We start from the raw sequence: 19200 nt of genomic DNA, 5'->3' as shown, positions 1-19200 counted from the left end.
CATGCAATTAATCTATACATCAATTTCAACAATCATTTCAGACTTAAATTCAATCTCCAACTTTTCAGGATGAACTACAATTCTCTCAACCATCCGCTTAACTAGCTGCTCATCATACGTTTCTAGTTCGCATGTTTGCTCTTTTAATAACGCTGATATTTGTTCCAATCGTTCTCTTCCATTATCTTGTTCTGCAATCTCTAGTTGAAGTTGTTGCTTTTCTTCCCTTCGTTTGTAAATATTATCGACAACGTCATTATAATCTTTGTTTGAATTCGCTAAGCCGATTAAAGAATGCTGCAAGGCTTCCAGTTCTTTTTCAACTTTCACCAGTTTATCGTGTAAATGACTTGATAACGTTTGTGCAATATTTTGTTCTAAGACTTTGAGAAAGTTGCTCCGATTTTTAAACAGTTCATTTATCGCTTGGATAACGGCTTGCTTTAAGCCCTCTTCTCTAACAGTTCGTGCATCACAAAATACTCCAGTATTCTCTAACCTGCTGACACATCGCCAAACAATTGACCGCTTCCCCCGGTTATTCCAATGGACTCTTCTAAATATTTCTCCACAGTTTTCACAAAATACAATCTGAGCCAAACTGTGGTTGCTGCTGTAATTTCGCCTTTGTCCATTTTTACTAATATGAGCAATTTTTCGTTTTTTCAACTCTTCTTGCACGAGCATGAAGAGATGTTTTGGTATGATGGCTTCGTGGTTATTTTCCACATAGTATTGCGGAACAACACCATCGTTGTTCACTCGCTTTTTCGATAAAAAATCAACGGTATATGTTTTTTGTAGAAGTGCATCTCCCGTATATTTTTCATTCGTTAATATTTTATGAAGTGAACTGCTGTACCATTTTTTTCTTCCTGCACCTGTCAATATACCGTCCGCTTCAAGTCCTTTTGCAATTTTATTTAAGCTAGACCCTTCCAAGTATTCTCGGTAAATACGTTTGATGATTTCCGCCTCTTCTGGCACAATGACTAAACGTTTATTTTCATCTTTTGTATAACCCAGAAACCGATTATGGTTTACTTGTACTTCGCCTTGTTGGTATCGGTACTGAATTCCAAGTTTTACGTTTTGGCTAAGTGACTGACTTTCTTGCTGGGCAAGTGATGCCATAATGGTTAGCATCACTTCCCCTTTCGCATCCATTGAATTAATGTTTTCCTTTTCAAAGAATACAGGTATATCCCGCTCTTTTAATTTTCTTATATATTTCAAACAGTCTAACGTATTTCTTGCAAAACGACTGATGGACTTTGTGATGATCATGTCAATTTTTCCATCTATACAATCTTGTATCATTTTATTGAACTGTTCCCGCATTTTCGTGTTTGTTCCTGTAATGCCATCGTCTGCATAAACACCTGCAAGTTTCCACTCGGGATTAGCTTGAATGTATGACGTGTAATGTTCGATTTGCACTTCATAACTCGTTGCCTGTTCATCACTGTCAGTTGATACTCGGCAATAAGCAGCTACCCTCAGCTTTTGCTTATCACTTACTTCCCTCGTTCTTCTTGGTCTTGCCGGGATGACTGTAACATTTCTTGAACTTTCCATACTTTAGGTCACCACACTTTCTATTAAACTGTAAACATATTCTGCTTGTTTATATGGGTTGTCATGTTTGATATCGATAGTTGGTATAGTGAATGTGGGAATTTCAAACGGGGTTTCTTCTTTTTTTTTATTTAGTCTACCTAATTTTTTTGCCCGTTTATATCTTTCTATCTTCACTTTTTCAAATAATTCTTTTGATATTAAGGTAGGAAAAATATCCGTTCCTAAGTATCTTTCATCCGTTAATATTCGGGTAATACCGCCATGATTTCGCTTTATTCCCGCTTCCTTAGCGGCATTTTCTAATGACAATCCTGATAAATACGCTTGAAAAAGATGCTGCAGTTGTTTCAGTTCTTCTTTATTTATGACTACTTTACCGTTTTCAATTTGATAGCCAAATGGTGTATGTGCCATCACCTATTCACCTCTTCCTTTAGCAACAACCCACTTTTTAATAAAAAACCTATTTTTGTTGACGAGTGTATATAAACCTTTTCAATATATTCCTCAAATATCGTTTCTTCAAATGATGCAACTTCCTGCTGTTTATTGGTGAAACTCATCAGTCTTTTCAGTTCGTAGACTTGTTCTTCTTCGTTGCGAATAAGTCGTAGCAACCGTTCTTTATCATCCAACAACTCGTTAATTTGTTGGTCCATCTTCGCACGTTGCTCTTCATACAATTTCTGTTCTAAAAACTTATCATCCATTAGCTTTTTCAACATTTGACTCTTTGCATAGCACTCGGTCAATTGCAGTTCAATATTATCGAGTTGTTCTTCTGTATCCTGTTTAAAGCCATTTTTCATTGTTTCAAATAGCGGATGCAGTATTTTTTTACGAGCAAATATAAGTTTGTTCATCATCGTAATAAATGCTTGATGAATACGTTCTTCTCTCATAAAAAGCATCGAACATTCATCTTTATTTTTGACATGTGTTGAACAGCACCAGGCAATATATTTTTTATGGGTAGAAGTATGAATTCTTCTTTTAAATGTATCGCCACATTCCGCACACTCTATCTTTCTTGAAAAAGGATAGCGTTTTAAATATTTTCTACTTCCTGCTGCTACATTCTTTTGACTCGCTTGGTACTCAATCATTTGATTGGCTGCTTCAAAATCAGCATGTGTTATGATTGCCTCATGATGATTTTCAATTAAGTATTGATCCAATTCACCTTGATTTACTTTTCGATTAAAATGCTCATCAGTAAAAGTCTTTTGAAGTAGCACATCTCCAGTGTATTTTTCGTTCTTAACAATTCCACGTATCGTAGAACCTGTCCAATTGCCATTTCGTTTTGTTGGAATTCCTTCTTCATTTAACTGCCTGGCAATTCTTTCCGTTCCAATTCCTTCTAATACACTGTTAAAAATCCGCTTGACGACCTGTGCTTGTTCTTCATTTACAATTACTTGTTCATCGAGATAATCATAACCGTAAGGTGGATACGATAATTTGTAGGTCCCACGTTTGAAACGTTGTCTAATCGACCACTTACTATTTTCGGAAAGTGACACTGATTCATTTTCTGCAAGACTGCTTAAAATCGAAAGCATGAGTTCACTTTCCATTGAGTTCGTATTGATATTTTCCTTTTCAAAATAAATATGCACACCTAAGTCCATTAATTTTCTGACTAACTCCAAGCAGTCAATCGTGTTTCTCGCAAATCGACTAATGGATTTAGTTAAAATGAAATCAATCTTTCCTGTTTCACAGTCGGATATTAAACGAAGCAATTCAGGTCGCCTATCCTTTTTCGTTCCTGTGATACCTTCATCACTATAAATATCAACGAGTTGCCATTCATCATTATTTTCAATTAAAATTTTGTAGTGTCGTCTTTGTGCTTCTAAACTAATCAATTGATCCTCATTCGATGTTGACACTCGTATATAGGCAGCGACCTTTTGTTTCGGTTTTACTACTGAAAATGTTGTCATATCAAGTGTTGTTATCTTTCTCATCCACTCACCCCTTTTTCTTGTATGTGACATATTAGCGTTAGACCACTGTTATATCAAGGTTTATCGCACATTAAAGGGCCTAATAAGGGATTGAATTTTTGACGATTTAATTTGCTTATTTGATTGAATTCTTCCTTTGAAATGAGTTCTTTTTCACGTAGTTTCATGAGCATTTTTTCAGCAAGATGATAATTAAGTTCGTTTTGAAGTTGTCCTTCAGTTGGTTTTGATGGTTTATGATTAGGTGTTTGATGCTCAGATGAGAGTTGTGTCATTCGCATATGGTTTTCCTCCTAAATAGTCTTCTACCTATATGCGAAAAAAAGTGGGAATTCGAACCCTTATTTCTGTAATATGTTGATTAATAGTTGATATGTAATTGAAGTTCTAGATATAATGAAAGTAGATTATTCAACAAACGGGCCAGTTTGTTGAAGATTAGATGCTATAATTGTTATTAAAAGGATTGAAGGATGCTTAGGAAGACGAGTTATTAATAGCTGAATAAGAACGGTGCTCTCCAAATATTCTTATTTAGAAAAGCAAATCTAAAATTATCTGAAAAGGGAATGAGAATAGTGAATGGACCAATAATAATGACTAGAGAAGAAAGAATGAAGATTGTTCATGAAATTAAGGAACGAATATTGGATAAATATGGGGATGATGTTAAGGCTATTGGTGTTTATGGCTCTCTTGGTCGTCAGACTGATGGGCCCTATTCGGATATTGAGATGATGTGTGTCATGTCAACAGAGGAAGCAGAGTTCAGCCATGAATGGACAACCGGTGAGTGGAAGGTGGAAGTGAATTTTGATAGCGAAGAGATTCTACTAGATTATGCATCTCAGGTGGAATCAGATTGGCCGCTTACACATGGTCAATTTTTCTCTATTTTGCCGATTTATGATTCAGGTGGATACTTAGAGAAAGTGTATCAAACTGCTAAATCGGTAGAAGCCCAAACGTTCCACGATGCGATTTGTGCCCTTATCGTAGAAGAGCTGTTTGAATATGCAGGCAAATGGCGTAATATTCGTGTGCAAGGACCGACAACATTTCTACCATCCTTGACTGTACAGGTAGCAATGGCAGGTGCCATGTTGATTGGTCTGCATCATCGCATCTGTTATACGACGAGCGCTTCGGTCTTAACTGAAGCAGTTAAGCAATCAGATCTTCCTTCAGGTTATGACCATCTGTGCCAGTTCGTAATGTCTGGTCAACTTTCCGACTCTGAGAAACTTCTGGAATCGCTAGAGAATTTCTGGAATGGGATTCAGGAGTGGACAGAACGACACGGATATATAGTGGATGTGTCAAAACGCATACCATTTTGAACGATGACCTCTAATAATTGTTAATCATGTTGGTTACGTATTTATTAACTTCTCCTAGTATTAGTAATTATCATGGCTGTCATGGCGCATTAACGGAATAAAGGGTGTGCTTAAATCGGGCCATTTTGCGTAATAAGAAAAAGGATTAATTATGAGCGAATTGAATTAATAATAAGGTAATAGATTTACATTAGAAAATGAAAGGGGATTTTATGCGTGAGAATGTTACAGTCTATCCCGGCATTGCCAGTCGGGGATATTAAAAAGAGTATAGGTTTTTATTGCGATAAACTAGGTTTCACTTTGGTTCACCATGAAGATGGATTCGCAGTTCTAATGTGTAATGAGGTTCGGATTCATCTATGGGAGGCAAGTGATGAAGGCTGGCGCTCTCGTAGTAATGATTCACCGGTTTGTACAGGTGCGGAGTCGTTTATTGCTGGTACTGCTAGTTGCCGCATTGAAGTAGAGGGAATTGATGAATTATATCAACATATTAAGCCTTTGGGCATTTTGCACCCCAATACATCATTAAAAGATCAGTGGTGGGATGAACGAGACTTTGCAGTAATTGATCCCGACAACAATTTGATTAGCTTTTTTCAACAAATAAAAAGCTAAAATCTATTATTAATCTGTTCAGCAATCGGGCGCGATTGTGGAAGATTAAATAGTCATTTAAGTTACAACCGAAGAGTTTAACTACTCTTCGGTTGTTTTTATTTATTCATACTTCACAAACGCATCTTTAAACCCAGCTTTCTTTGCTTTTTCCAGCTGCTTATCAGCATTCTTTTTAACACTATACGCACCAATCTGTACACGATATAGTTTCTTTCCACCAGTTGATGGTTTAGATGTTGACGTACCTTTCGCTAATTCCTTCTTCACATCTGCCCTAAACGTATCCATTGACTTACCATGTTTTGAAAACCAATGACGTGGGTCGCCATGATTACTAGCGATTTTTTTCTGGTACCCTTCATAATGGCCGATGATATTTTTCTCCGTTAGTTTGTATTGTTTACAAAGATAAGCAGCAAGTTCAACTGCTTCTTTATATACCTTATTAAAGTAAGTTCTATCTGTTAAGTTATCCTCACAGATTTCAAAACCAATATGTGTATTATTCGCATCTCCACCCGCATGCCAACCACGATGATTCCAAGGTAATGTTTGGTAGGTTGCAATCGACCCATCTTTTAACTTTCCGATAAAAGCATGAACACACACTTGTCTGCCATCTGGACGTGGCTGGTTCCAGTGATTGTTGTATTGATTCTTTCCTAACAATCCATCGTCTGGGCCAACGTAACGCTTTAAATTCGGATTGTTTGCCCCTGTGCTATGAACCATAATTCCTTTTGGTGTGATTTTCCTTCCAGCTTTGTAACATTCATTCTTCGTTAAATATAACTTTTTTAAATTCATGATTCATTTCCTCCTTTATTGTGTAACTGAGCAAGTGCATTTTTCAACTTCTCAGGTATTGGTAAACCCAAGCGTGAAGCATTTTCTAGCATGGAAATCCCTTCATTCGAGCAATAAAAAAAGATGACTGCTGTTCTAAGAACGCTGCCATCCCCTATTAAATGTGTGTCAATCATATGCCCGACACCTACCAGTATAAAAATTAATACCTTCTTAAATATCCCTCGGTAACCAATCTCACTAGACAGTTCCTTATCAACAATTGCACACATAATTCCAGTGATATAATCAGCAACAACCAATATGATCAAGGCATACAAAAAGCCATCTAGCCCTCCTAAAAACCAACCAATAAATCCACCTAGTGCTGTAACGATGATTTGTATCCAGTTCCATATATCCTTCATAGAATATTTCCCCCTTCAGTTTTAAAACATCTATATAAAAAGGGTGTCCACATTTTGTAGACACCCTTGAATTATTCATATTTGTTTGGGTAATGCTTCCCACACTCGCATATCTTCCTGCCCTAATGACCAAATGGCAATGCCTCGTAATTTCCACCTGTAAGCTGCCTCATTTGCCCAATAAACCAAGCTATCAACATCTTGATAATAGAGAATTGAAAAACCATCCGCATCTCCTAAAAATAAACGTGATATCCAAAGGTTAATGTCCTTTGGTTTTATTTTGACGGTATAATCATTTCCCGCAATTAGTGGTAATTCTTGTGAGTGAAAGAAATCATAATCCATTGATATATCATCATTTCTTGTGCTTATCTCTTCCACATCATTATTTACTTTAAAGACTTGGAACTCATTATCCCAAGTAACACCTGTTCTTGGTATTCTTCCAAATTCTACTGTGTTTCCATTTGGAAAAGTTATATCTACACTTTCATATGGTTCGTATGTCCATGCATCTCCTAAACGAAGTAAGTCAGATATCATGCGGTTATCTGAACGAATTCCTGCAGAGCCTCCACTGAAATCATTTATATCCACTTTAAATCTGAATGTGTTTGCTGCCCCGGAATACACCCTGACAGAATTATTACGAATTCGCATTTCAATCGTGTACAGATTAGGAGCAGTTCGTAAATTAGCGTTTGATGTTCGTTCAATTTGAACATTATAACTACCCAGTAATGAATTACTTTTATACAACTCTAGACGTTGAGAAGTATAATTTAAACAGCAAAACAAATCTCCACAAAAAACTCCTGCTCTCCCACTTCCGTTTTGTGGGAATCCAATTCTTGCTCTAATGTGTATATCTTTAAAATCTGAATATCTCCATGTCAATTCACCTTTTCCATCAAGCTGTGCATAAGGACGTGGATTGTTAAAATCATCTTTTTTCCATACTTCCCATTCACCGCTTAGGGTTGTCCAATAATTGCTAGGTAGCGGATTTTCATCCCTGAAGTCTTCGTACCAAATAAGGGCTGAGTCTGGTTTTCTTCTCAATACTTCGGTCGTTAATTTAAATGCACGATCTGGTTCCACCATTTGACCATTTACCCCTTTAAACTTTCTAGGTGCAAGTAAGAACTCCGCTTCACCCGCGCTAGATGATTGTTGAAAGTCTGAGCAAACTCTAAAACCATAAAACTGTACACCAGGTATTCCTGCTTTAACTTTGATGGTATGTGCACCTGCTGTTAAGGATATATTCTTCTTTAACGTTAACCAACAAGTTGTTCTCCAATAAGGCCACCATAGCCTACTCTCTTTAATAGTTGTTTCATCATTATCAATTGATATCTTAATAGAATTCTTATCCCAAAATGGAAAACCAATTCTTACTGCAATGTCATAAGTTCCACTAGATTGTAATGTGAAATTATATATCGTTTCACCGTTTTCACCGAGAGTAACCATCTGAGAAGAATCAGATACAATTCCCGCATGACTATCATAATTACTGCCTTGACGGTCAATATATATATTTCCAAACTCCGTCTTTTGTTGTTTACTATACGCTGTTAAAAAGCTTCTTCGGTTATAATCTTCTGCAATTAATGGATTGGTTCTCGTAACTGCATCTGGACCTTCCATGTAATCATAGACATGTGGCAATGCCCATGGGACTTTATCGTAATCATCCCAATAAGCAATGATAGGAATCATCGGTTGCGGTGGTGCATCATTTGTAAAGTTATAACCACCTGTCATCCAAAGTTGTGCAGCATAATAGGTGTTGGACGTACCACGATAAACCCTATTTAAATTCTGAGGTGTATCATCAATTCGCCAGTTCCAACCGTAACCTGGAAGACCTAAGAATATCTTCTTTGGAGACATGACGCTTGTTGCATAATTATAAATACCTTCCAACCAATCTCGCGGGGAAACTGGACCAGGAGCGGAACCCGCCCAAGCCATCCCATAACTCATAATCGCAGCCGTATCACAATAAGGATCTAAGTCTTCATAAACACACCAGTTTTCTCCACCAACAGAACCTTGAACCCCTGTCATTCCAGGTAAGCAGATATTGACAAGCTTTGATGAATCGTACTGTTTTACAGTTTGATAAATATCTTTAAATAAAAGGTTTGCGGCATCTTTGTTTTCATAGCCACCACCACGTTCTAAATCAATATCAACTCCATCACACCATGGATATTTCTTCATGATTCGAACGATTTCTGATAAAAATTTATCTTTTGCACCATTTGTGTTATTTCTGATTGCTGTAAATATTGATGCCGTTCCATGATTCATGATTGTTAGCAACCATTTTATATGCGGCCATTTATTGATATATGGCATCATGCTCGATATACTTGTCCCTGTTTCTTTAATAGTACCTGTAATATCTACCTCAAATGTAAATATACCTACCGTATCAAGCCTATCCCCGTATTTGTTTAAAGCCTCATACATTCTTGCGTTTCCCATGAAACTCCACACCATTGTCTTTTTGCCTTCTAGATATTGACTCATTGCTTGCCACTTCCTTCTTGCATTTCCTGGAATTCAAATAAAACTCGTGCTGCTTTTCCTTCTTCGAGTTCTACAATGTGCTTACTATCAGATGCTGCGGTATATTGATAAAACCCTTCTTTTTCTGTTTTGCTTTGATTTCGCAATACTTCTCTAGTGGAAGCTAATAATGAAAATGTGTCATCTGGATTTGCTACAGCTTTAAATTTCATATGGTGGGATCCATATCCTTGCGAAAGTTTAATACTTCCTGCTTTCATTGATTGAAGGGGTGTGATATGACAATCCAGTCCTGCAGATGTTGTTCCCAGATTAAATATGACAATCGTTTCTTTACTTCTAACCACTCCATTATAGAAACGAACTGGGAGAACCCCGCTTTCTTCTCTATATTTTTCAAGTGAGGTTTCTGTGTTTAAGACATATCCCGTTAGCTTATCGCCTTCTTGAAGTTGTATATCTGTATAATAAATCGTCCCCGTACAGTCTGTAACGAACAATTTCAAAGTTACATTTACGACTCTTTTATCTTCTTTCACACGTATCGTTTCACTAAATCGAGTAAATTGTATCGCCATTCGAATCACCTAACCATCAAGAGTCCACTTTATTTCTGATACATGCCCAACCCACCCAGTAGCGATTGAGCCACCTTGCAAAAGAATATCTGTAAAATACACTGTCCCGGTGCAATCTTTTACAAATAATCGAATTGTTAATTTCTTAATTTTCCCAGATCCTTTTGGAGTAATTGCATGTGCAGTTTGAGTAAAAAAAACCATTTCAAACACCTCTAATATAAATCAATAATTCTCTTTTCAATCGATCCATCTTCGTATTCAATTTCCACTTCAATCCCTACTTGCCCATTTGGCCCTTTCTCTAGATTTTCAGAACCAATTTGTGCGGATATAGTATAATTCTTTCGATTTGCTGGATATACGGTTTGATACATAGATTTCGTCATTCCCAAAACACCTTCTGCTTTAAAAGATGCATCACCGCTTGCACCATTGTTAGGGTCAACTGTAAAACCAGAATTCACCCAATACGTAAATCCATCATCTGCCCTTGAATTTCTCAAATGATTAAACGGTACTAAATCTTTTATTTCCTGCCGATCAAGCACATCTGTGTCATGTAGCATATCTGCAGCCTTATCCCACTGGGCTGATGAATCACCTAATTCTTTTAATTTTGTCGATAATTCAATCACTGTTTTCCATGGTTCTTGCAAATTGTACTGCCTGCGTACGATACGAGTCTTCACTTGTAAATTTAATTCTTTATCGTTAACGGTAACAATATCTCCTAGATCCCATTCCTCATGTTCATAACCAGTTAGTACAGATAGGTCCATTGCTGTTAAAACATACGACACTCTCGGTTTTGCATATTGTCCTAATCTCATATTTGCAAACTCTAACATTTGATAAGGGTTGCTAAAGGATGAGGCATCAAGTGTTGCTATCCGTACCTCTGATGTAAAGCTATAATCTTCTACATATGCTTTGTTATTATTGATAGATGAAAATGTCATGCCATCTTTACCGTATGCGTATAATCTTGTCACTAAACTTCTTGTATCCACTGTTCTTTGAATACTTTTCATATTCTTTCTATAACTAAATAACGCACCACTATCTTTCCCGCCAAATGTCAGTAAATGAACTAAACGATTCGCACTATCAAAAATTAAATCTCCACCATGGATGTTTTGCACTTCTCGTAATATAGATAATGCATTTTTCTCCTCTGATTCCCACGTCCGCTTTGTAGTTACATTCACATTTCCAACAGACCACTCCGTTCCTTCTAACGCATATTTCATTGGGACATCAGCAGTATCTGCATTAAATTCAATAGGCTGTTTATCCGTACTAAAAGCTAAGTCATAAAAATCTGCTTCTGCATATACGTGAGTGATGATATTACCTTCTTGGCTTTTTTCATCCGTTATCGTTCGTATGCGATACACATCGTCTACGATTTGAATTTGTTTTTCGTTTTCAATACTTTCCCTTTTTAAATCGTGAAAAGGAATCTTAAACTCTAAAATATCCGCTCCATTAATTTCACTCGTCACAATAACATCATAAGCATTTTCCAAAACAGCATCCCAAGCCCCATTACTATCCAAAACCACGGGTCTAGCAAATCCAAGCTTTTCATAGGCGGGTTTGGGGATATCATGCAATATAACTTCTATTAGTTTCGGTGTTTTCGTTTCATCTTCTGTCGTTAAAGTAATGCGATAGCGGATATAAGCTCTATTAGGTGAAATTAATTCACCTGTTGGTCCAATTGTTTGCCACGAAGTCCAATCCTCAAGGTCATCTGATGTGGATGTTTCAACTAAACTAATCGCAGTTGTTCCAGCAATATATTCACTAGTTACTGAAACTCTACCATTGCCACCTAAACTACACTTTTTAGGTATTGTATAGAGCACACCACTACCTGGATACTTGTTATCTTCTTGCTTTAAAATAACAGCACCTGGTTCCGTTAATGCATCGACTTGGGATGCACTATCTGCACCATTTGCTTGAATAGAAGATTTAAAATGTAAGTGTATATCTTCCATTGTTAACTTTGAATCTTTCTCAAAAAACCAATCATCAAAACCACCAGCATAGTAATACGTATCTTGTAACATACCCACGACAATGTCAGCGGTACATTCTTCATTCAGTATACCTGTATAATTTCTTACAGGTGATTGCCAAGTTGCCCCGTTCGACCTGTCACCGATAAAGTTTTGAATTGTTTTATCAGTCCTATTAATAATGGTTGTGATAAAATACCAACCATTGTTTATAAAACTTATACTTGGTGTCTCGGATGTATCATAAATTAATGTCCCCGCGTTGTTATAAAGCATTAATCGTAGTCTTCCTTGATATAAAGATATATAGAAAATTGGTTGTCCAGGTCCATTCCTTGTACTAAATATAGGAATAAATGTTTGACCAATTGAATAGGTTGTCGGATTTATCCAGCCACCAACTACAATTTTCACCCCTAAATCAGTAAAAAAGCTACCATCATTGGTAGCGGTAAGATATGTCTTTTCACTTGTTGGATTGACAATATTCTGCCTGAAAAATCGCCCAAACCTTCCTGCTACTAAACTTGCAGATGTTCCAGACCAATTTGATATCGTAAAATGATGATTATTTGTGCCACTATCTATCAGCTGACTTTCATTTGGTTGTGATTCATTAAAACGCCATAATGCAACTGTTTCATCATGAATCGGAAACTCACCAGTAAAATCTGTTTGAGATGTTACAACCGATTTAATCGCCATAATAAAATCACCTCCATCTACTTTGACTTAATACATGAAGTTCCGTAAATGCTGCTCCTGTACCATTTACTTTTATTTCATTACTACCAGGATATAAAACTGGAAAATTTAACTCATCTAAAACAGATAAACCATTCCGAACCGTATTACCACTTGTATCTGTTATTTTTGCAGTTAGTAATCCACTATCAATGATTAATATTTCATTTGATGATAATGGTCCATTAACTTTTAAACTTTCGCCATTTGTGGTAACCGTTAAAAATGTTGAACTTGGATTACTGATATTTCCTTTCATTCGATATATCGGGAAAGATTCTATATTGCCTAACTCCCTTTCAACTACATGGCTACCAGTAGAATTAATCGTAAATTGCTCATCTGTAATCGCATAACCATAAGGGTCTGGACAAACAAATGTAAGTTCAAAGGAACCTGCACTTCTTAATATTCGTTCACAATCCACTTTCTCTACTAAACGTGCTAAAAAATATCTGTTTGGAATATCGTCTAGCACTAATTGTTTTAATCCTAAATTAGGGTTCAACCATTCAGCTACATCATCCAATAGATGAATCACTTCGGTAAATGAATGCTGCGGAAAAATATTACAAATGACTTTGATATATTTTTCTGATGTATCTGAACCTAGATCGGCAATTCCCATTCGACCAGGTATAACTTCAAATGCATTTCTAGGAGCGGGAGAAACTTGCCAACTAACAATTCTTGCGGTGATTTTCATGTTTTTCGAATGAACGCCATCAAATGTAAACCCCATTCATCCCACTCCTTTCTAACTTGGCACGAACCTCCCTTGTGCTCGAGACCCTGTTTGAATTAAGTTATATAATTCTTGTGAAACTTTTCTAATATCATCTTCACTTCTGACAATCATTTGTTGGATCGTAATTAATGATCCATATCCATCTTGACTTGTTGTAATACCGTTTGCCCCTACATTCACGTTTGATTGAATGTCGAAATCTGTCGGAACTGCATCTTGTATATCCTCAGAAACTTGACTCATTGCCTTATCAAAACCAACCCCTAAACCTTGAGCCATATCATCACCAATACCAGCAAATACAGTTGATGGAGATTTAATACCAAGTAAACCTTTTACTCCACTTACAATTCCACCTACAAAATTACTGATTTTATCTTTGATCCAAGTAACCATGGAGGCAATTCCATCCCAAAGACCACGTACAATATTTCGACCGATTTCGACAATTGCAATTGCTGCTTTTCCTATTCCCGTAATTAATGCCATCACAATTTGTGGTAAAGCAGCGACCAGGGAAGGTATAGCTTTAATTATGCCAACTACTAATTGCAAAATGATACGGATCCCCATATCGATAATCATCGGTAAGTTTGAGGTAATAAAGTTAATAATTGAATTTATTATTTGTGGTAAGGCTGCTATCAATCTAGGTAAAGCTGCAACAATACCTTCAGCTAAAGCCATAATAATTCGAAGAGCCGCATTTAATATTTGTCCTAAATTATTGATTAACGTATCTACAATTAAAATGATTGCTTCGATAACCGCTGGAATTAGCTGTGGCAAGGCATCTGCTATTCCGTTCGCTAATGCGATAACAATTTGGATGGCCGCTTCAATTAAAATAGGTAAATTTTCAATAATAAATTCCGCAACAGTTGTTACTAAATATACGACCATTTCAACTAACGGCTCGATATTCCCTACAATCGCCTCAATAATTCCTGTTAATAAAGCAATCGCACCTTCTAATAAAGGTGGCAGTAAAGTAGGCAAAAGTTCTACCAATACATTCACCAGCTCTGTTAGCATTGTGGCTATCATATCAATGGCACCCGGGATATACTCTGTAATTCGATTAATTCCTTGAATTAAAAAAGATGATATTCTCTCGCCTATAGCGGTAATATCACCTTCTTGAAATCCATCATTTAATATTTCAGTTATATCTCGAACTAATTCTGTCACATCACCAACTGCCCCTTGGGCCATTTCTGCAAACTGTTCTCCGATAACGATTTGTAGTCCTTCATAGGCTGATTTTAAACTTCGTACAGAACCCGCTAGTCCACTTTCCATCGTGTCTGACATTTGCTGTGCGGCACCATCAGCATTTTCAAGTTCCTTATATAGATTATTCATCTCATCGCCAGTTCCAGATAATAATGCATTCACGCCCGCTAGATCTTGTTTATTGAAAATATTACTTAATGCGTTCATTTTATCTGCTTCTGACAATCCATCAAGTTCTTTATTTAAATCTGTAAATATATCGTTCATATCACGAATATTTCCAGATGAATCGGTAACGCTTATGCCCAGACCTTCTAATTCTTTTGCAGCAGCTGATGTGGGAGAAGTTAAGGACATAATGATGTTTCTTAGTTTTGTTCCGCCTTCTGCTCCTTTTATCCCCCTGTTAGCGAGAACTCCTAACATAACATTTAATGTATCTAAATCTTGCCCAGCATTTTTCATTGTTGCTCCTGCAACAAGAATACCTTCACCTAATTGCTGTACATCTGTGTTGGACTTTTGTGATGTCTTTGCCATTTTGTCCATATACAGATCCATATCAGCGATTTCAAGACCTAAGGCAGCCATGGAATCTGTCACCAAGTCAGATGCCCTTGCTAAATCCATATCACCCGCAGCTGCAAGGGTAAGCACACCAGGTAATGCACCAATCGCCTGTTCTGTATCATATCCCGCTAAAGCTAGATAATTTAATGCCTCAGCTGATTCTGATGCCGAGAAACGTGTAGTTGCTCCAGCATCTTTTGCTGCTTGAGATAATTTATTAAAGGCTTCTTCCCCTTCTTCGCCTGTAAGTCCCATTGTTGCCTGAACTTGCTTCATGGCATCTTCATATTCGCCATAAACATTTAAAGAGTCCTTTATAAACTTACCTGATGCGACTGCCCCAGTTCCAATTGCGGCCATTGCTGCGGCGGCTGCTTTTAAGCCTGCTACCAATACTTTACCCGCAATTTCACCCGCTGTTTTTAAACCATTCACAAGTTTTTCAACTTTTTCTCGGTTAAGCTTCTTTACTTCCTCTTGTGAGTCCTTCAGTTCACGTTCTAAATTATTTAATTCGGCATTCGCATTATTTAACTGAGTTTGCCATGACAATGTTCTTCTATCATTTTCTCCAAAGGATTCAGCAGCATTGGCAAGAGCCTTTTCTAGTGTTGATACTTTTTCCTTTTGTGCATCAATCTCTTTATTTAATACTGCATTTCTTGCGGTTATTGCTTTAATAGATTTATCATTTCTATCGAATTCTGATGTCACTAATTTCATTTCTGAGCCTAACACTCTGAAGCTTTGATTTATCTCACGTAACGACTTCTTAAATTCACGTTCTCCTTCAACACCAATTTTAAGCCCAAAATTGTCTGCCATACTGCCACCCCCTTTAAAAATAAGCATAAAAAAAGAACAATCTATTGATTGCTCTCAAATCCATGTCCTTATATTAACGCTGTGTTGCAAAGCCTTCGTACTTTGGTTCATATTTGTAATGAAGTACCGCTTCAATCAAGCCCAATGTAAATATGCCAAGCTCAACATTCACTAAAATGTCAATCCTTCTGCAATTCTCTTTTATCCACACACCAACGTTTTCCTCAGTTATACCAAATTGCAACATATCCGGATCCCTTAATATTGATGCGGCTAACGTGCTTTGGGCTGATTTCGGATTGTAATGTTGACTTAAGAATCTAGGACCACTCTTAGAGCCTGCTTTGCCTATTTTTAAAAATCTGTCATTATACCAAAATGCATATACTCCCATCATTCCAATAGGAAGCGATTTTGGTTTATGTGGTAAACCTCTATCAATAATTTCATATCCTTCTACTACAATAGGTTTACCTATCGTTTTACTCACATCCTGTATTAATGAATCAATCTCGTTGATTAGTTCCATTCAATATTCCCCCACATTCAGATATTCTGAATACTATTGTATCAGAATTTTTAAATACCTAACGGAATAACATCATCAATCGATAGTTCATTTTTAGGTTTTGTGAGACCTGAGAATTGTTTGTGGATTTCCCATTGATCAAGTAAATGACCGATAGGCATCAACCAAACTTCCTGTTCAGTCCTTTTCAGCTGTGTCACGCCATAATAAATAAGTCGAGCAAACATTTCTTCATCGTTTACTCGACCACTTCGTTTTTTGTATCGGTTTCCTCCGATTCGATATGTCGTTTTGTTCCTTTAAACATTGCTTCCATAATAGCATCTTTAAAAGTTGCCATTTCAACAGGTGAAGTTAACAGTTCCACATCATCCTCTGTTAACAATTCCTTCTTTTCTTCATTTAATCGATTATGAATACGGATACTTTGGTTTGCGAGCAGGGTGATGAGCCAGACAATTTCATCTAAGGCCATCTCAAAGTTTTCAGCTTTCATTAACTTTTCACCCAAGTCTTCTAAACCACCATAACGTTTAGCAATTTCCTTCGTCGCTTTTGTTGTTAAAATTAATTCATATTCTGAACCACCAATCGAAATCTTCGCACTTCTTTCATTCGTCATAATTGTTCGCTCCTTTTACCCTTCGGTTCCCGCAGCAAAAACAGGTTCATACACTTCACTATACCAACCAGTAATTATTCCTTGATTCACACCATCGTCACCTTCACTAACTTCCGCTTTCCATGGATGTTTTCCTTGACCATCAAGCTTGTTTCTCCGTAAAACCGTACCTTCAATTGTTGGTGTAGAGTAGGTAATACTATCCCCTTTTGTCGCAAGGTTTGTTGCAGGAATACCAAATTTCACTCGGTACAACCAAAAATATCGGTAATTTCCATTTGCCTTTTTCGCCCTAAAACCAATCGCAACTGGATCTCCACCATCCTCACTTGTAGATATTAATACATGGTTATCGTCAATTGTTGCCCCAGTTAAATCACTAGCTGCGGCCACACCGATATCATCAATACCAAGCGATAATGTTCCAGTTTGAAATTCTTTAATCACTTCAGCCGCACCATCATCTGCATATAAAGTTGCTTCAGCTAACTCAACAGATAATTCAGCACTAATCGCCTTTGCTAAAGGTGTTGGAGTTTCATAGGTTTCTTCACCATTTTCTCCTTCTGTTATTTTTGCATAATAAAGCCGATCAAGACCAATAGTCGCCATAAATTATTCCTCCATTTCAAATTCATAATATTTTGCCACATCAATAGCTAAATGATGATATCCAGTATCATCTTCATGACCGATATATCTCCTATCTGTTATAACAAAATCCGCACCCAAAAGAGTGCGGACTAAACTATTTTTAATTGATGTATAATTCTTTTTTGAAAACAACGAAACCCTAACTTCTTGTACATCATACTTTGGAATATTATCTGCATGTAATTCAAACATATCAACGATTGGTGTGATTACAATGTATAAATCAGGAGCAGTATCTGAAAAGATACCTGTTTCAACTGGAATACCACATTGTTCCGCAATTTGAGTTACTTCGGCTAATACATTCATATGCTTTCCACTTCTTCTTCCAATTTTTTAATCATCGCATCCATACAAGGTTGCCTTGATGTTCTTCTTGCTGGTTTTAAAAATGGCTTTGCAGGTTGACCCGATTTTCCGTATTCGATTATATTAGCTAATTTAGCGTTGCTAACCCCATCTTTACGTGGTTCATTAAACCCTACTTTAACATTATGATTTCCTCTTCGGTCAACTAAGGCAGGTGATACTCCTAATGCAGATACCAACTCACCAGTTGATCTACTCGGAAGTTTTGTGTCCTTCCCAATAACCGAGCTTAAATTAGACTTCATTTTATCTAATACAATTTCTCCACCTGCTTCAAGAACCCTCGGAACGATTTCATCTGTTTTACTTCCCAATCTTGAAATCTTCATCAAGAATTCTTCTGGCATTTTAATATTAACTTTAGCCATCTGATGCCACCACCTTTTTTGTTAAAACCTCGATATACATATTTCTATTTTTCACATTATCAACGCTTACTACTTCATATCGCCCATCATCACATACAATAAACATTTTCGGTTTAATGGTTAAATCGGGAATGTTTCTAAAACGAAATAACGCATTCGCTTCAGAAAAGGCTGCCCTATTTGCCCAAGTCTTACTACCAAAGCGTTCTTCTTTGTATGCTGTCACAGATGCTAGGATTCTATCGGTTTCTTCACTGAAAGACTCTTCATCTTTTACAATTTCACGTGTTACGATATCGATAAATGTACGCATTTTACCAAAACTCATACGCTATACCTTCCAATCTCTATCTAGCCTTAATAAAAGGTTGACTGTTTTCCAAACTTGCTCTCCAGCAAGTGCGCTATCTGCGAAAAATCCACCTGTACTGCCATCTCGACTTTCGTAAAAGTGTGATGCCAACATGATAACCGCTTGTTCCGTTGTCGCGGGCATATTCTCATCTAAATATGTGCCTTCTTTAATATGTTGGTAACTTTCTGCATAAGATATGGCTGCAGTGATGTACATTTCTATTAAAGCATCATCTTTATCATGTTGGAGTATTAAATTAGCTTTTACTTTTTCTAGTAATGTCATCACTA

Annotated in this window: 20 protein-coding genes; 2 read left to right on the top strand and 18 right to left on the bottom strand. The window is 36.8% G+C overall.

Annotated elements, in window-relative coordinates; all coding sequences use genetic code 11:
• Positions 1-12: 12 nt before the first annotated feature.
• From DX933_RS15600 to DX933_RS15585, 4 genes are read right to left on the bottom strand one after another with little or no spacing between them, the layout of a single operon-like run.
• Positions 13-1578, bottom strand: coding sequence for a recombinase family protein (locus DX933_RS15600; RefSeq protein ID WP_123317357.1), 1566 nt, complete (start codon positions 1576-1578; stop codon positions 13-15).
• 3 nt (positions 1579-1581) lie between these two features.
• Positions 1582-1995 (bottom strand): serine integrase family protein, encoded by a 414-nt coding sequence (locus DX933_RS15595; protein ID WP_123317356.1) that lies wholly within the window; start codon positions 1993-1995, stop codon positions 1582-1584.
• On the bottom strand, positions 1995-3557 hold the full coding sequence (locus DX933_RS15590) for a recombinase family protein (RefSeq protein WP_123317355.1): 1563 nt from the start codon (positions 3555-3557) through the stop codon (positions 1995-1997). The genes DX933_RS15595 and DX933_RS15590 overlap by 1 nt, the downstream gene beginning before the upstream one ends.
• Positions 3558-3610: 53 nt before the next feature.
• Positions 3611-3838, bottom strand: coding sequence for an SHOCT domain-containing protein (locus tag DX933_RS15585; protein WP_123317354.1), 228 nt, complete (start codon positions 3836-3838; stop codon positions 3611-3613).
• Positions 3839-4135: 297 nt separating this feature from the next.
• Here DX933_RS15585 and aadD1 point away from each other — a divergent pair, with 297 nt between their 5' ends.
• Entirely contained in the window at positions 4136-4897 is a 762-nt protein-coding gene (gene aadD1, locus DX933_RS15580) for an aminoglycoside O-nucleotidyltransferase ANT(4')-Ia (RefSeq protein WP_001014230.1), read from the top strand.
• A 216-nt stretch (positions 4898-5113) separates the two neighbouring features.
• The gene (gene bleO / locus DX933_RS15575; RefSeq protein ID WP_001242578.1) at positions 5114-5518 is read left to right on the top strand and encodes a bleomycin binding protein; all 405 of its coding nucleotides are present in this window, start codon (positions 5114-5116) and stop codon (positions 5516-5518) included.
• Between the two features lie 102 nt (positions 5519-5620).
• Here bleO and DX933_RS15570 read toward each other — a convergent pair whose 3' ends face one another.
• From DX933_RS15570 to DX933_RS15500, 14 genes are all read right to left on the bottom strand, one after another.
• Positions 5621-6328 carry an N-acetylmuramoyl-L-alanine amidase gene (locus DX933_RS15570; protein WP_078756237.1) on the bottom strand — a complete coding sequence of 236 codons (708 nt, stop codon included), beginning with the start codon at positions 6326-6328 and terminating at the stop codon, positions 5621-5623.
• Entirely contained in the window at positions 6325-6735 is a 411-nt protein-coding gene (locus tag DX933_RS15565; protein ID WP_123317353.1) for a phage holin family protein, read from the bottom strand. Before DX933_RS15565 ends, DX933_RS15570 begins: the two co-directional genes overlap by 4 nt.
• A gap of 75 nt (positions 6736-6810) precedes the next feature.
• Positions 6811-9222 (bottom strand): glycosyl hydrolase family 18 protein, encoded by a 2412-nt coding sequence (locus DX933_RS15560; RefSeq protein WP_223805997.1) that lies wholly within the window; start codon positions 9220-9222, stop codon positions 6811-6813.
• A gap of 56 nt (positions 9223-9278) precedes the next feature.
• Entirely contained in the window at positions 9279-9860 is a 582-nt protein-coding gene (locus DX933_RS15555; RefSeq protein WP_190279553.1) for a hypothetical protein, read from the bottom strand.
• 215 nt (positions 9861-10075) lie between these two features.
• The gene (locus DX933_RS15545; protein ID WP_123317350.1) at positions 10076-12595 is read right to left on the bottom strand and encodes a phage tail spike protein; all 2520 of its coding nucleotides are present in this window, start codon (positions 12593-12595) and stop codon (positions 10076-10078) included.
• A 7-nt stretch (positions 12596-12602) separates the two neighbouring features.
• The gene (locus DX933_RS15540) at positions 12603-13376 is read right to left on the bottom strand and encodes a distal tail protein Dit (protein WP_123317349.1); all 774 of its coding nucleotides are present in this window, start codon (positions 13374-13376) and stop codon (positions 12603-12605) included.
• Between the two features lie 15 nt (positions 13377-13391).
• Positions 13392-16013, bottom strand: coding sequence for a phage tail tape measure protein (locus DX933_RS15535; RefSeq protein ID WP_190279552.1), 2622 nt, complete (start codon positions 16011-16013; stop codon positions 13392-13394).
• A 73-nt stretch (positions 16014-16086) separates the two neighbouring features.
• Positions 16087-16542, bottom strand: a complete 456-nt coding sequence (locus DX933_RS15530; protein ID WP_123317347.1) for a hypothetical protein — start codon at positions 16540-16542, stop codon at positions 16087-16089.
• Positions 16543-16780: 238 nt separating this feature from the next.
• The gene (locus DX933_RS15525) at positions 16781-17164 is read right to left on the bottom strand and encodes a hypothetical protein (RefSeq protein WP_190279551.1); all 384 of its coding nucleotides are present in this window, start codon (positions 17162-17164) and stop codon (positions 16781-16783) included.
• A gap of 15 nt (positions 17165-17179) precedes the next feature.
• The gene (locus DX933_RS15520) at positions 17180-17776 is read right to left on the bottom strand and encodes a major tail protein (protein ID WP_123317345.1); all 597 of its coding nucleotides are present in this window, start codon (positions 17774-17776) and stop codon (positions 17180-17182) included.
• Positions 17777-17779: 3 nt separating this feature from the next.
• Positions 17780-18127: a hypothetical protein gene (locus tag DX933_RS15515; RefSeq protein WP_123317344.1), complete on the bottom strand. Its 348-nt coding sequence runs from the start codon at positions 18125-18127 to the stop codon at positions 17780-17782.
• The gene (locus DX933_RS15510; protein WP_061114367.1) at positions 18124-18555 is read right to left on the bottom strand and encodes an HK97-gp10 family putative phage morphogenesis protein; all 432 of its coding nucleotides are present in this window, start codon (positions 18553-18555) and stop codon (positions 18124-18126) included. Before DX933_RS15510 ends, DX933_RS15515 begins: the two co-directional genes overlap by 4 nt.
• Positions 18548-18883: a head-tail adaptor protein gene (locus DX933_RS15505; RefSeq protein WP_061114368.1), complete on the bottom strand. Its 336-nt coding sequence runs from the start codon at positions 18881-18883 to the stop codon at positions 18548-18550. The genes DX933_RS15510 and DX933_RS15505 overlap by 8 nt, the downstream gene beginning before the upstream one ends.
• Before the next feature lie 3 nt (positions 18884-18886).
• A complete protein-coding gene (locus tag DX933_RS15500) occupies positions 18887-19195 on the bottom strand; it encodes a head-tail connector protein (protein WP_061114369.1) in 309 nt (102 codons plus the stop codon).
• Positions 19196-19200: the final 5 nt, after the last annotated feature.

Source organism: Ornithinibacillus gellani (genome assembly GCF_003730295.1).
Taxonomy (GTDB): domain Bacteria; phylum Bacillota; class Bacilli; order Bacillales; family Amphibacillaceae; genus Ornithinibacillus_A; species Ornithinibacillus_A gellani.
Note: the sequence above shows the minus strand (reverse complement) of the source record. Positions and strands in the feature narration are given on the sequence as shown.

What these genes read in the sequence shown, in the direction of transcription:
- DX933_RS15520 (WP_123317345.1), bottom strand. Translation starts at nt 17,776, where the DNA reads ATGGCGACTATTGGTCTTGATCGGCTTTATTATGCAAAAATAACAGAA.
- DX933_RS15540 (WP_123317349.1), bottom strand. Translation starts at nt 13,376, where the DNA reads ATGGGGTTTACATTTGATGGCGTTCATTCGAAAAACATGAAAATCACC.
- DX933_RS15555 (WP_190279553.1), bottom strand. Translation starts at nt 9,860, where the DNA reads ATGGCGATACAATTTACTCGATTTAGTGAAACGATACGTGTGAAAGAA.
- DX933_RS15500 (WP_061114369.1), bottom strand. Translation starts at nt 19,195, where the DNA reads ATGACATTACTAGAAAAAGTAAAAGCTAATTTAATACTCCAACATGAT.
- DX933_RS15565 (WP_123317353.1), bottom strand. Translation starts at nt 6,735, where the DNA reads ATGAAGGATATATGGAACTGGATACAAATCATCGTTACAGCACTAGGT.
- DX933_RS15595 (WP_123317356.1), bottom strand. Translation starts at nt 1,995, where the DNA reads ATGGCACATACACCATTTGGCTATCAAATTGAAAACGGTAAAGTAGTC.
- DX933_RS15585 (WP_123317354.1), bottom strand. Translation starts at nt 3,838, where the DNA reads ATGCGAATGACACAACTCTCATCTGAGCATCAAACACCTAATCATAAA.
- DX933_RS15505 (WP_061114368.1), bottom strand. Translation starts at nt 18,883, where the DNA reads ATGAGTTTTGGTAAAATGCGTACATTTATCGATATCGTAACACGTGAA.
- DX933_RS15560 (WP_223805997.1), bottom strand. Translation starts at nt 9,222, where the DNA reads ATGTATGAGGCTTTAAACAAATACGGGGATAGGCTTGATACGGTAGGT.
- DX933_RS15530 (WP_123317347.1), bottom strand. Translation starts at nt 16,542, where the DNA reads ATGGAACTAATCAACGAGATTGATTCATTAATACAGGATGTGAGTAAA.
- DX933_RS15510 (WP_061114367.1), bottom strand. Translation starts at nt 18,555, where the DNA reads ATGGCTAAAGTTAATATTAAAATGCCAGAAGAATTCTTGATGAAGATT.
- DX933_RS15525 (WP_190279551.1), bottom strand. Translation starts at nt 17,164, where the DNA reads ATGACGAATGAAAGAAGTGCGAAGATTTCGATTGGTGGTTCAGAATAT.
- DX933_RS15600 (WP_123317357.1), bottom strand. Translation starts at nt 1,578, where the DNA reads ATGGAAAGTTCAAGAAATGTTACAGTCATCCCGGCAAGACCAAGAAGA.
- DX933_RS15545 (WP_123317350.1), bottom strand. Translation starts at nt 12,595, where the DNA reads ATGGCGATTAAATCGGTTGTAACATCTCAAACAGATTTTACTGGTGAG.
- DX933_RS15570 (WP_078756237.1), bottom strand. Translation starts at nt 6,328, where the DNA reads ATGAATTTAAAAAAGTTATATTTAACGAAGAATGAATGTTACAAAGCT.
- DX933_RS15515 (WP_123317344.1), bottom strand. Translation starts at nt 18,127, where the DNA reads ATGAATGTATTAGCCGAAGTAACTCAAATTGCGGAACAATGTGGTATT.
- DX933_RS15590 (WP_123317355.1), bottom strand. Translation starts at nt 3,557, where the DNA reads ATGAGAAAGATAACAACACTTGATATGACAACATTTTCAGTAGTAAAA.
- DX933_RS15535 (WP_190279552.1), bottom strand. Translation starts at nt 16,013, where the DNA reads ATGGCAGACAATTTTGGGCTTAAAATTGGTGTTGAAGGAGAACGTGAA.